The 12,594-nt window shown below is 71.4% G+C and carries 11 protein-coding genes; 6 read left to right on the plus strand and 5 right to left on the minus strand.

Features of this window, described 5'->3' with window-relative positions:
* Nucleotides 1-385 precede the first annotated feature (385 nt).
* Together HW578_RS15285 and HW578_RS15290 are read left to right on the plus strand one after the other, a co-directional pair.
* Complete coding sequence (locus HW578_RS15285; protein ID WP_198371412.1) at nucleotides 386-859, plus strand: hypothetical protein; 474 nt, start codon at nucleotides 386-388, stop codon at nucleotides 857-859.
* 98 nt (nucleotides 860-957) lie between these two features.
* Nucleotides 958-1,938, plus strand: coding sequence for a Bug family tripartite tricarboxylate transporter substrate binding protein (locus HW578_RS15290; RefSeq protein WP_198371413.1), 981 nt, complete (start codon nucleotides 958-960; stop codon nucleotides 1,936-1,938).
* A 215-nt stretch (nucleotides 1,939-2,153) separates the two neighbouring features.
* Here HW578_RS15290 and HW578_RS15295 read toward each other — a convergent pair whose 3' ends face one another.
* Nucleotides 2,154-3,410 (minus strand): FAD-dependent monooxygenase, encoded by a 1,257-nt coding sequence (locus HW578_RS15295; protein ID WP_198371414.1) that lies wholly within the window; start codon nucleotides 3,408-3,410, stop codon nucleotides 2,154-2,156.
* Nucleotides 3,411-3,592: 182 nt separating this feature from the next.
* On the opposite strand from HW578_RS15295, the gene HW578_RS15300 reads away from it, so the two are divergent.
* Together HW578_RS15300 and HW578_RS15305 are read left to right on the plus strand one after the other, a co-directional pair.
* A complete protein-coding gene (locus HW578_RS15300; RefSeq protein WP_198371415.1) occupies nucleotides 3,593-3,931 on the plus strand; it encodes a P-II family nitrogen regulator in 339 nt (112 codons plus the stop codon).
* A gap of 11 nt (nucleotides 3,932-3,942) precedes the next feature.
* Entirely contained in the window at nucleotides 3,943-5,310 is a 1,368-nt protein-coding gene (locus tag HW578_RS15305) for an ammonium transporter (RefSeq protein WP_198371416.1), read from the plus strand.
* A gap of 283 nt (nucleotides 5,311-5,593) precedes the next feature.
* On the opposite strand, the gene htpX is transcribed toward HW578_RS15305, so the two are convergent.
* Nucleotides 5,594-6,529: a zinc metalloprotease HtpX gene (gene htpX / locus HW578_RS15310; RefSeq protein ID WP_198371417.1), complete on the minus strand. Its 936-nt coding sequence runs from the start codon at nucleotides 6,527-6,529 to the stop codon at nucleotides 5,594-5,596.
* A gap of 36 nt (nucleotides 6,530-6,565) precedes the next feature.
* Between htpX and HW578_RS15315 the strand changes: the two genes are divergently transcribed.
* Nucleotides 6,566-6,766 carry a succinate dehydrogenase assembly factor 4 gene (locus tag HW578_RS15315; protein WP_198371418.1) on the plus strand — a complete coding sequence of 67 codons (201 nt, stop codon included), beginning with the start codon at nucleotides 6,566-6,568 and terminating at the stop codon, nucleotides 6,764-6,766.
* 290 nt (nucleotides 6,767-7,056) lie between these two features.
* Here HW578_RS15315 and HW578_RS15320 read toward each other — a convergent pair whose 3' ends face one another.
* Nucleotides 7,057-8,232, minus strand: a complete 1,176-nt coding sequence (locus tag HW578_RS15320; protein ID WP_369407903.1) for an MFS transporter — start codon at nucleotides 8,230-8,232, stop codon at nucleotides 7,057-7,059.
* A 136-nt stretch (nucleotides 8,233-8,368) separates the two neighbouring features.
* Here HW578_RS15320 and HW578_RS15325 point away from each other — a divergent pair, with 136 nt between their 5' ends.
* Nucleotides 8,369-9,847, plus strand: coding sequence for a flavin-containing monooxygenase (locus HW578_RS15325; protein ID WP_198371419.1), 1,479 nt, complete (start codon nucleotides 8,369-8,371; stop codon nucleotides 9,845-9,847).
* Between the two features lie 204 nt (nucleotides 9,848-10,051).
* On the opposite strand, the gene HW578_RS15330 is transcribed toward HW578_RS15325, so the two are convergent.
* Complete coding sequence (locus tag HW578_RS15330) at nucleotides 10,052-10,411, minus strand: hypothetical protein (RefSeq protein WP_198371420.1); 360 nt, start codon at nucleotides 10,409-10,411, stop codon at nucleotides 10,052-10,054.
* Between the two features lie 3 nt (nucleotides 10,412-10,414).
* Entirely contained in the window at nucleotides 10,415-12,346 is a 1,932-nt protein-coding gene (gene acs / locus HW578_RS15335) for an acetate--CoA ligase (protein WP_198371421.1), read from the minus strand.
* Between the last annotated feature and the right edge of the window lie 248 nt (nucleotides 12,347-12,594).

A 12,594-nucleotide genomic window follows, 5' to 3' on the forward strand; every position in this document is an offset into this window, starting at 1 on the left:
GCGCTGGCGCGCCACAAGCGCCCGCGCGCCTGGCTGGCGCTGCCCGAATTGCCGCGCAACGCACAGGGCAAGGTGGTGCGCGCGCGGGTGCGCGAGGCGCTGCTCGCGGCCCATGCGCTGGAGGACGGGCCGCATCCGCAACTGGTGGCGCGCTGAGCGCGCAGCGCCGCCGGCCGCGACCGGCCCGCGCCCGCGATGCTACCTTGGGTTGTTGTGCATCGCCGCGGTGCCAGCATCGCGGGTCCCGCCCGTGCTCTGCCTGTTGCCGTCCCGCCGCACAGGCCGCACGTATCCCTGTCCTTGCATGGCGATACGGCAGTTTGGCCTTGCCGCCCGGCACTTCGGGCGAAATGATCCCTCTCGACACAAATCCGGAGGATCAGCAATGTTTTCGAGACGAATCCTGGCCGGCGTCGCCGCCCTGGCGCTGGCCGGCGCCGGCGGCGTGGCGGCGCAGAACTTCAGCCTTCCGCCCTCCTTCGGCACCGCGAACCTGCGCTTCAACTTCGCCCCGGATCCCTTCGTGGTGAACGTGACCGCCGGCGGCACCATCCCGGCCGAGCGCATCGGCGGGCCGGGCTGCGTCGGCGCCATCGCGCAGGCGCCGGACGTACGGCTGAACTACCAGGCCGGCGGCGGGCTGCCGCTGTGGATCGGGGCGCGCTCGCGCGCCGACGTGACGCTGGTGGTGAACCTGCCGAACGGCCAGTGGGTCTGCAACGACGACTTCCAGGGCACCGATCCGGGCCTGGTGTTCCGGCAGCCCATGTCCGGCCAGTACGACATCTGGGTGGGCAGCTACGACCGCGGGCGCGGCATCCCGACGCAGGTCTTCTTCTCGGAAGTGCCGCCGCGCTGAACCGCTGGCGCCCGGGGCTTGCCGCACCGGGCGCGCCGTGCTGAGACCGCGGCTGCGCGCGGGTCAACCGCGCCGAAGTCCAGGGAAGGAACCTCCACATGCGGATGCATCGTCGCGCGGCGCTCGCGCTCATGGCCTCGACATTGCCGGGGCTGAAGGCCGCGCGGGCACAGGCCGCGCCCTGGCCCAACCGGCCGATCCGCATGGTGATCCCGTGGCCGCCGGGCCAGGCGACGGACCTCGCCGGCCGCGTGATCGCGCAGCGCCTGCAGGAGAGGCTCGGCCAGCCCGTGGTGCCCGAGAACCGCGCCGGCGCGGGCGGGACCATCGGCACCGACGTGGTCGCGAAGTCGGCGCCGGACGGGTACACGCTGCTCGCCGGGTCCTCGGGGCCCTTCACCATCTCGCCGCTGTTGCAGCGCCTGCCCTACGACACGGCGCGCGACCTGGCGCCGATCGCGATGTGGGGCGTCTCGCCCTACCTGCTGGTCGTGAAGCCCGACTTCCCGGCCAGCACCGTTGCGGAATTCGTCGCGCTGCTGAAGGCGCGCCCCGGGCATTACTCCTTCGGGTCGTCCGGCACCGCCGCGACGGCGCACCTGATCATCGAGGCGTTCAACGCCCGCGCCGGCATCGATGCGCTGCACGTGCCCTTCGCCGGCAGCGCACCGTCCATGACCGCGCTGATCGGCGGGCAGATCAACTATTCGATCGAGACGATGGCCGCCACCTATCCGCTGGTGCGGCAGGGCGCGCTCAAGGTGCTGGGCGTCTCGCTGAAGGACGGCACGAGCCTCGCGCGCGACATCCCGCCCTTCGCGCGCACGCCGGGCTTCGAAGGCTTCGACGCCGGCGCCTGGGTGGGCCTGGTGGCGCGCGCCGGCACGCCGGCGCCGATCGCCGAGCGCCTGGCGCAGGAGGTCGAGCAGGGCATGGCCGACCCCGCCGTGCGCGGCCGCTTCGAGAGCATTTCCGTCGAGCCCGTGCCGCGCGGGCCGGCCGCCTTCGGAGCCTACCTGCAGGAACAGCGCGACCTGTTCCAGGGCATCATCACGCGGCAGAACATCCGGCTGGACTGACAGGCCGCGCGCGCCCTGGCCGAGGCAGGGCTCCGACGGCAACCGGACGGCGAGCCCCCACGAGGGGCGAGGCCAGTGCGGTCAACGCCATCGGCGCCCGGATCGCGAAGGGCATCGCGGTATCGCATCACGGCGGCCGGTCGTGGCAAGTCGCGCCGAGGCCGCGCGGTGCAACCCGTGGGGAGTGCCGGCGGCCGGCTGCGCCGCCGCCCGCCTCAGCCCGCGCGGGCGATCCCCTGCCCGCCGAGCAGCCCCGCTGCCCCGCCGCCCAATCCCATGGCGCGCGTGGCGAAGAAGCGCTTCAGCCCCGGCAGCCGGTCCACCGCCGCGATGCCGAGCCGCCGGGCGATCCGCACCGGCGGCAGGCGGGACGAGAACAGCCGCTCCAGCACATGCGTGGCGCCCAGCATGACCAGGCTGTCCGGCCGCCGGGCCGCCTGGTAGCGCGCCAGCACCGCCGCGCCGCCGGGGTCCTGCCCGGCATTCACCGCCTCGATCACCGCCTCGGCCAGCGCCGCCACGTCGCGGAAGCCGAGGTTCAGCCCCTGCCCGGCGATGGGATGGATGCCGTGCGCGGCATCGCCCACGAGGGCCAGGCGCTCGGCCGTGTAGCGGGCGGCGTGCATGGCGCTGAGCGGATAGGACCAGCGCCGGCCGATCGGCGTGACCGCGCCCAGGTGGTCGCCCATGCGCGCGGCGATCTGCCGGCCATAGGCGGCGTCGTCCATGGCCAGCGCGGCGCGGGCGATGGCGGTGCGCTCGGTCCAGACAATGGCGCTGACATTCGGGTGGCCGGGGATGCCGTTCATCGGCAGCTGGGCGAAGGGGCCATGCGGCAGGAACTGCTCGAGCGCGATGTTGCGGTGCGGCTTCTCATGCGCCACTGCGCCGACGATGCCCATGCTGTGGTAGTCGAGCCGCGCGGCCGCGATGCCGGCGGCGCGGCGCAGCGGCGAGTTGCGGCCCTCGGCCCCCACCACCAGGCGCGCCGCCACACGCTGGCCGGTCGACAGGCGCAGCGTGGCGCCATCCGGGCCGCGGTCCACTGCCGCCTGGGCAGGGGCAAACACGTGCAGCCCGGGCGCCTGCGGCAGGCGGGCGTTCAGCGCCACGCGCAGCGCGCGGGCCTCGACCATCCAGCCGAAGGGTTCATCGCCGACCTCGGCGTGGTCGAAATGCAGCGAGAGCGGCGAGGCAGGCTCGCCCGGCCGGCCATCGGCCACGCGGATGCCAAGGATGGGGCAGGGCGCTTCGGGCAGCCGGCCCCAGACCCCCGCCGCCTCCAGCAGGCGCTTCGATGACAGCGCGATGGCATAGGCGCGGCCGTCGAATTCCGGCAGCTCCATGGGCGGCAGCGGCGCGGCATCGACCACCGCGACGCTGACACCCGCGGCGGCGAGCGTCGCCGCGAGGGTGGCGCCGACCGGGCCGGCGCCGATGATGGCCACGCTGACATCGAGGGTCTTTTCCATGCTGCCAATCTAGGCCTGCCCGGCCGTGGCGCCAGCCCGCCCGCGACGCAGGCACCTGCACAATTCGCAGGCAGGGCTGCGGGAGGCCTGCGGGAGTCCGGCGGCCGACCGCCGCGCGCCGGTTGGCACGGGTCTTGGAAGCCAACGCTTCGGTTTTGCCCCAGAGAGGAAAAGCACGGGCCATGAAACTGGTGATGGCAGTCATCAAGCCCTTCAAGCTGGACGAGGTGCGCGAAGCGCTCACCCCGCTCGGTGTCCAGGGGCTGACGGTGACCGAGGTGAAGGGATTCGGCCGGCAGAAGGGCCAGACCGAAATCTACCGCGGCGCCGAATACCATGTGAGCTTCCTGCCCAAGGTGAAGATCGAGGTCACTGTGCCGTCCGAACTGGCGGATGCGGTGGTCGAGGCGATCGCCACGACGGCCCGCACGGGCAAGATCGGCGACGGCAAGATCTTCGTCATCGATGTGGAGCGCGCCCTGCGCATCCGCACGGGCGAGACCGACAGCTCGGCGCTGTGAGCGCGCGCCCCATGACCGGAAAGGACGAGACGACAGTGAAGCGCATCTTCGCGCGCTGCGGGCTGGCCGCGGCAACCCTCCTGATGGCGGCGGCACCCGCCCTGGCAGAGGACCCCAAGGTGGACACCGGCGACGCCGCCTGGATGCTCACCTCGACCGCGCTGGTCCTGATGATGACCGTGCCCGGTGTGGCGCTGTTCTACGCGGGCATGGTCCGCAAGAAGAACGTGCTCGCGACCATGATGCAGTCCTTCTTCATCTGCGGCCTGGTCTCGGTGCTGTGGATGGTGGCGGGCTACTCCATCGCCTTCGGCAATGGCGGCGCCTACGCGGCCTATGTCGGGGACTTCTCGAAGGTCCTGCTGGGCGGCATCGCCGAGAACTGGGACAAGCCCTTCACGCTGGGCACCGGCGACGCGACTGTCGCCTTCACCATCCCGGAATCCATCTTCGTGATGTTCCAGATGACCTTCGCGGTCATCACTGCCGCGCTGATCACCGGCGCGGTGGCGGACCGCATGAAGTTCTCGGCGCTGGTCTTCTTCATCACGCTGTGGACGCTGCTGATCTATTCCCCCATCGCGCACTGGGTGTGGCACCCCTCGGGCTGGCTGTTCGTGGACGGCGCGCTGGATTTCGCCGGCGGCACGGTGGTGCACATCAACGCCGGCGTGGCCGGCCTGGTGGCGGCGCTCGTGCTGGGCAAGCGCGTGGGTTACGGCAACGACAACATGTCGCCGTTCAACCTGGGCCTGGCCGTGATCGGCGCCTCGCTGCTGTGGGTGGGCTGGTTCGGCTTCAATGCGGGTTCGGCCGGTTCCTCGGGCGGCGGGCGCGCGGGGATGGCGATGCTGGTGACGCAGCTTGCCGCCGCGGCGGCGGTGCTGGCCTGGGTGTTCGCGGAGTGGATGATCAAGGGCAAGCCGAGCGTGCTCGGCGCCATCTCCGGGGCGGTGGCGGGGCTGGTCGCCATCACGCCGGCGGCGGGCTTCGTCCTGCCGGGGGCGGCGGTGATCATCGGCATCGCCGCGGGCCTGGCCGGGCTGTGGGGCGCGACGGCGCTCAAGCATGCGCTGGGCTACGACGACAGCCTGGACGCCTTCGGCATCCATGGGATCTGCGGCATCGTCGGCGCGCTGCTGGTGGGCTTCCTGGCCTATGGGCCGCTGTCGGCCACCACGGCAGCGCCGGACGGGTCCTCGGGCTCGATGGAGCAGTTCATCAAGCAGTGCACCGCGGTCGGCGCGACTGTCGTGTTCACCGCCATCGGCACGTACATCCTGCTCAAGATCACCGACCTGGTGATCGGCCTGCGGGTGACCGAGGAGGAGGAGCGCGAGGGCCTCGACGTCACGCTGCATGGCGAGCGTCTGGGCTGAAGGCGCGGCGTAACCGGGGGCGCGGCGGGCAACCGCCGCGCCCTTTTTCTTGCCCTCAGACGGCGGGCGGGCCGCATCCGCGGCCCTTGCCTTCGCGCCATGCACTGGCGCACCCGGCTCGACTGGTGGCCTGGGCGCGCTCGCGCATTCGCGCTCCCGGATCGTGCGAGGCACGATCCGCTTCGGCGGTCATCCGTCCGAGGGCGCGCGCCGGGCATCGGTCCGGCCTGTCGTCGCGCCCTGCACTGGCGCGCCCGACCCGACTGGTGCCTTGCGCGCCAACTCACCCCCAGGGGTTGCGCTTGCCACCGCTCCAGGGCCCGGGTGCGCTCGGCGCCGCACCCAGCGAAGCACCACCGCCCTGCCCCGTCCGCGCCGCCAGCTGCTCCAGCGCCGCCACGCGGTTCTCCGTGCGCGGATGCGTCGAGAACAGGTTGTCCATCCGCGCCCCGCTCAGCGGGTTGATGATGAACATGTGCGCCATCGCCGGGTTCGCCTCGGCGCGCTGGTTCACGATCGCATGGGCCTGGTAGTCGAGCCGCTGCAGCGCGGAGGCCAGCGCCAGCGGATCGCCGCTGATCTCGGCGCCCACGCGGTCGGCCTCGTATTCGCGCGAGCGGCTGATCGCCATCTGCACGATGGCGGCGGCGATCGGGGCCAGGATCAGCATCAGGATCATGGCGATCGGGCCGAAGGGGTTGGAATTGCGGTCACGGTTGGCGCCGCCGAAGATCATGCCGAAATTCGCCAGCATCGAGATCGCGCCCGCCACCGTCGCGGTCACCGTCATGATCAGCGTGTCGCGGTTCCTGATGTGCGCGAGCTCGTGCGCGATGACGCCCGCCACCTCGTTCTCCGGCATCAGGTCGAGCAGCCCGGTGTTCACCGCCACCGCCGCGCTGGACGGGCTGCGGCCGGTGGCGAAGGCGTTCGGCTGGTCCTCGTGGATCACGTACAGCGCGGGCATCGGCAGCCCGGCGCGCTGCGCCAGCATGGCCGTCATCTCATAGAGGCGCGGCGCGTCCTGCGGGCCGATCGGCTGCGCGTTCTGCATGCGCAGCACCATCCGGTCGCTGTTCCACCAGGCGAACAGGTTCATGCCGCCCGCGAAGAGCAGCGCCACCACCATGCCCTGCTGGCCGCCGATGGCGAAGCCGAGCGCGCCGAACACCGCCGTCAGCGCGGCAAGCAGCACCGCCGTGCGCATGTACCCGCCCATGTCCAACTCCATCGAGACTGCCTACATCAGGTGGCCATGACGCAGACGCCAGACAACGACCCCGCGCGCGCCGGGAAGGACCCCGTCCAGCCAGCCCCCGACCACCCGCCCCCCGACCGGCCGGTCGCGAAGCCTGCGCCGCCGCCGAAGCTGCCCAGGGAGATCGGCGGCCCCACCGGCCCCGAGCCCACCCGCTTCGGGGATTGGGAACGCAAGGGCCGCGTCAGCGACTTCTGACGCCGGTCGGCGGGCAAGGGCACCGTTTCACCGCGGCCGCGCGCGCGGCGCGGGTCCCGGACCGCCGCCCGGCAACCGCGCCGCGACTCGGCGCCGGGCCCCGGACGAAGCGCGAACACCCTGGTGGGCATCGCGCCATCGGACCCACAAGCGATTGATTTCAAGCGTTTGGGCGACTCGAGCCGCGGCCGTCAGCGATTCGTTCCTGCGACTCGGACCAAGTGCTTGATTCGTCGTGGGTCGGTTTTCGCGCTGCGGCGAACAGAATCACTTTCTGTTCCAGCCGGCCTTCAGGCCGGGCGTCGCGCCAGAATCCAGGCGAGGCCCAGCAACGCCGCCGCCGCCGCCGCCAGCGACACGCCCAGCCCCAGCGTCGCGCCCCCCAGCCCGAAGAGCACCGGCCCGAGCGACTGCCCGCTGAAGAAGGAGAACGCGTGCAGCGACACCGCGCTGCCACGGAATTGCGGGGAGAGCTCCGTCGCGCGCGTCTGGATCGCGTTGTGGATCATGTAGAAGGCGTTCCCCAGCAGGAACCCGGCCGCCACCATCACCCAGAAGGCCGGCGCCACCGCGAAGCCCAGCAGCGCCAGCGCGCCCACCCCGCCACCGATGCGCACCACGCCCGCCTGGCCGAAGCGCGCCAGCAGCGGCCGCGCCATCGCCGCATAGGCGAGGCCGCCCACGCCGAAGGCGCCGATCGCGAGCCCCGCCTCGGTGGTGCCGCCGATGCCCCGCGCCAGCATCAGCGGCGCGAGGAAGGGGAAGGACCCGAAGACCAGCCCGCCCTCGGCCGCGACCGTCAGGTACAGCGGGATGGCATTGGGATTCGCCAGGATGGACTGGTACCGCCTGGCCGCCACGACCGGGTCGTAGCGCGTGACGGGTTCGGGCGCCGCGCCGCGCGAGGCGAGCAGCAGCGCCGCCGCGCCGACCACCGCCGCCAACGCGCACAGCAGCAGCATGCCGCGCCAGCCGAACACGGCGGCGACCGGCCCGGCGATGGCCCCGCCGGCGATCTGCCCGGATATACCGAAGACCAGCATGCGTGACAGCGCCACCTGGCGGTCCTTGAGCGGCACCGCATCGGCCATGATCGCGAGGGTGAGCGGCATCATCCCGCCCGCCGCCGCGCCCGACAGCGCGCGCGCGACCATCAGCCAGCCGAGCGAGCCCGCCATCGCCGAGAACAGCAGCATCGCCGCGAGCAGCGCCACGCAGATGCTGACCACCCGCCGCTTGCCCACCGAATCCGCAACCGGCCCCAGGATGGGCTGCACCAGGGCGAAAGGCAGGGTGTAGGCGGTGCCGAGCAGTGCGGCCTGCGCCGCCGTGGTGCCGAAGTCGCGCGCGATCTCGGCCACCACGGGATCCGTCGCGCGCGTGGCGAGCGCCCCGGCGAAGACCGCCGGCCCGTACATGGCCAGCACGCGCCGCATGTTGGCATCGCTGCTGTGCGGCTGGGTCACGCCCGGCGTGCCCGGCCTGCCTGGGCGGCAGACGGAGGAATGATGGAATGCGGGCACGCCATGGGTCCATGCTGCGCCGCAGCGCGCCGCTTCACAACCCGCTCGCCTGCCGTGACGGTGGTGCTAGGCTTTGCCCATGGATGACACCGCGCCCCGCCCCGAGCATTTCGACGTGCTGATCGTGGGTGCCGGAATTTCCGGCATCGGCGGCGCGCATCACCTGCAGGAGCAATGCCCCAGCCGGTCCTTCGTTGTGCTCGAGTCGCAGGAAGGTTTCGGCGGCACCTGGCGGACGCACCGCTACCCGGGCATCCGGTCGGACAGCGACCTGTATACCTTCGGCTACCGCTTCAAGCCCTGGACCGGCCCGCCCATCGCCACCGCGCCCGAGATCCTGAGATACATGGGCGAGGTGATCGCCGAGGACGGGCTCGACCGCCACATCCGCTACGGCCACCGCATCCGCAGCGCGTCGTGGGATTCCGCCACCGCGCGCTGGAGCATCGAGGCCGAGCGGCGCGACGGCTCCCTGGCGCGCTTCACCGCGGGCTTCCTGTGGATGTGCCAGGGCTACTACCGGCACGAGGAAGGCTACACGCCGGACTGGCCCGGCACGGAGCGCTTCCGCGGCCGCATCGTGCATCCGCAAACCTGGCCGGACGACCTCGACCACGCTGGCCGCCGCGTGGTGGTGATCGGCTCGGGTGCGACGGCCGCGACCATCGTGCCCGCCATGGCCGACACCGCGGCGCATGTGACGATGCTGCAGCGCTCGCCCACCTTCTTCCGCACCGGGCGCAACGCCATCGAGATCGCCGACGAGCTGCGCACGCTGGGCATCAACGAGGACTGGATCCACGAGATCGTGCGCCGGAAGATCCTGTTCGAGCAGGCGCGCTTCATCGACCGCACGCACAGCGAGCCGGAAAAGGTGAAGGAGGAACTACTGACCGAGGTGCGCCGCCACCTCGGCCCCGACTACGACGTGGCCACGCATTTCACCCCGCGCTACCGGCCCTGGCAGCAACGCCTGGCCTTCATCCCGGATGCCGACCTGTTCCGCGGCATCGCGCAGGGGCGCGCCAGCGTCGTGACCGACGAGATCGAGAGCTTCACCGAGCACGGCCTGCTGCTGAAATCCGGCAGGACGCTGGAGGCCGACATCATCGTCACCGCGACCGGCTTCCACCTGAGCGTGCTGGGCGACATCGCCTTCACGATCGACGGGACGCCGCTCGATTTCGGGCAGACGATCACCTACCGCGGCATGATGTTCACCGGCGTGCCGAACATGGCCTGGGTGTTCGGCTACATCCGCGCCGCCTGGACGCTGCGCGCCGACATGGTGGCGGATTTCGTCTGCCGGCTGCTGAACCACATGCAGGCGACCGGCGCGCGGCAGGTCGAGGTCGCGCTACGGCCCGAGGATGCCGGCATGCCGCTCGGCCCCTGGATCGACCCGGAGGAATTCAGCTCGGGCTACGTGGCACGCGGCCAGCATCTGCTGCCCCGCCGCGGCGACAAGCCGGAATGGCAGCATGCGCACGACTACTGGGCGGAGAAGGATGCGATCCCCGCGATCGACCTGACCGACAGCGCCTTCGTCTATCGCTGAACGGTCGCTCGGGAACACCGGCACCGGCCCCCGGAACGCGCCTTCGGGCGCAGTCCCGAAGGGTCTGCGAGACGGTCCGTGCCGACAGGCCAAAGGCCTGACCTTTGGCCTGTCGCCATGGCGCACGGGGCTGGCGGGGCAGGCGCGCGCGGAACCAGAGGCTGAGACGTGGCCGCCAAAGGTCAATCCTTTGTCGGCCGCGTCTCAGAACGACGTCGCGACCAGCGAGAACTGGCAGTCGCCCGGCAGCGCCGCCACGAAGCGACGCAGCGCGGACAGCCGCGGCGGGTCCTCCTCCGGCGTGCCGTAGACGTCATCGAGAAGCGCCTCGATCTCGTTGGGCGAGACCAGCGCGCACCAGCAGGCCGCGGCGGTCTGCCGGCCGGTCAGCGCGCCGCGGCGGATGCGCTCCACCACCTCGCTGAACACGTCCCGCGGGGTGGGCGGGAAGAAGGGGCTGATGCGGTAGGGTGCCCCTTCCACCGGCGGCGCGACGCCACGCAGCACGGGCGCCACAAGGTCCGGCCCGGCGATGTAGACGTCCCGGTAGCGCGCCGCCGCCATCCCTCACCCGACCTTGTTGTCGATCAGGTCCTGCACGACGCCGGGATCGGCGAGGGTGGAGGTATCGCCCAGCCCCTCGGTCTCGTTGGCGGCGATCTTGCGGAGGATGCGACGCATGATCTTGCCCGAGCGCGTCTTGGGCAGGCCGGGCGCCCACTGGATGGCGTCCGGCGTCGCGATCGGGCCGATCTCCTTGCGCACCCAGGCGACCAGTTCCTTGCGCAGCACCTCGGTCGCCTCGATGCCCGCCTTCAAGGTGACATAGGCGTAGATGCCCTGGCCCTTGATCTCGTGCGGCATGCCGACCACGGCCGCCTCGGCGACCGCCGGGTGCGCCACCAGCGCGGACTCGACCTCGGCCGTGCCCATGCGGTGGCCGGCGACGTTGATCACGTCGTCCACCCGCCCGGTGATCCAGTAGTAGCCATCGGCGTCGCGGCGCGCGCCGTCGCCGGTGAAGTACATGCCCTTGAAGGTCGAGAAGTAGGTCTGGCCGAAGCGCGCATGGTCGCCATAGATCGTGCGCATCTGGCCGGGCCAGGAATCGAGCAGCACGAGGTTCCCCTCGGTCGCGCCATCCAGCAGGTTGCCCTCGTTGTCGACCAGCGCAGGCTTCACGCCCGGCAGCGGCAGCGTGGCCGAACCCGGCTTCTGCGCCACAGCGCCGGGCAGCGGGCTGATCAGGATGCCGCCGGTCTCGGTCTGCCACCAGGTGTCCACGATCGGGCAGCGGCTGTCGCCGACCACGCGGTAGTACCACAGCCAGGCTTCCGGATTGATCGGTTCGCCGACGCTGCCAAGGATGCGGATGCTGCTGCGGTCGTGCTTCTTCACCGGCGCCTCGCCGTCGCGCATCAGGGCGCGGATGGCGGTCGGCGCGGTGTAGAAGATGTTCACCTCGTGCTTGGCGCAGACCTGCCAGAAGCGGCCATTGTCCGGCCAGGACGGCACGCCTTCGAACATCAGCGTGGTGGCACCGTTCGCGAGCGGGCCATAGACGATGTAGGTGTGCCCCGTGACCCAGCCGACATCGGCGGTGCACCAGTAGATCTCGCCGTCGCGGTAGTCGAACACGTTCTCATGCGTGAAGGACGCCCAGACCATGTAGCCGCCGGTGGTGTGCAGCACGCCCTTCGGCTTGCCGGTCGAACCGCTGGTGTAGAGGATGAACAGCGGGTCCTCGGCGGACATCGGCTCGGGCTCGCAGGTCGCGCCCTCGCCGGCGGTGATCGCGTCCCACCAGTGATCGCGGCCCTCCATCATCTCGACCGCGCCGCCGGTGTTCTTCGCGACGATGACATGGCGGATGGACGGGCAGGTCAGCAGCGCTTCGTCCGCGTTCGCCTTCAGCGGAACCTTGCGCCCGCCGCGGCGGCCCTCATCCGCGGTGATCAGCATGGTGCATTCGGAATCCTGGATGCGCGAGGCCAGGCTGTCGGGGGAGAAGCCGCCGAAGACGATGGAATGGATCGCGCCCACGCGCGCGCAGGCGAGCATCGCGACAGCGGCTTCCACGATCATCGGCAGGTAGATGCAGACGCGGTCGCCCTTCTTCACGCCGAGCCGGCGCATCGCGTTCGCCAGCCTGCACACGCGCGCATGTAGCTCGCGGTAGGTCACCTTCGCGTCGCTGTTCGGATCGTCGCCCTCCCAGATGATCGCGACCTGGTCGCCACGCGTCGCGAGGTGCCGATCCAGGCAGGAGACGGAAGCATTCAGCACGCCGTCCTCGAACCACTTGATCGAGATGTCGCCGGTGAAGTCCACCGCCTTGATCTTCGTGGGCTCGCGCATCCAGGCGATGCGCTTCGCCTCGCCGCGCCAGAACGCCTCGGGGTCGCGCGCCTCGGCGGCGACCATCGCCTCGCGCTTCGCCGCATCGATATGCGCGCGCGCTGCGATCTCGGGCTTCACCGCAATGAGTTCGTCCGCCATGGGCTGGCCTCCCTAACCTTTGGTCGTGTGTGGGAGGGGATTTGTCCCGGCGGTTTGATTCAGGTCAATTTTTCGCCGCGGCCCGGATGGATTCCGCGCCATGCCGCCAGGGCAACCGCCCGCCCGGCGGGGGCCGGGCGGGCGGGGCAGGCTGGGCGGGATCGGGATGCGGGATCAGTTGGTGCGCGCCGGCGCTGGCGCGGCGGGCGCCTGGCTGCGCTGGTCGGGGCGCGGCGTGCCGGCCTGCG

The organism is Roseomonas rosulenta (assembly GCF_016106005.1).
In the GTDB taxonomy this organism is placed as follows: Bacteria; Pseudomonadota; Alphaproteobacteria; order Acetobacterales; family Acetobacteraceae; genus Neoroseomonas; species Neoroseomonas rosulenta.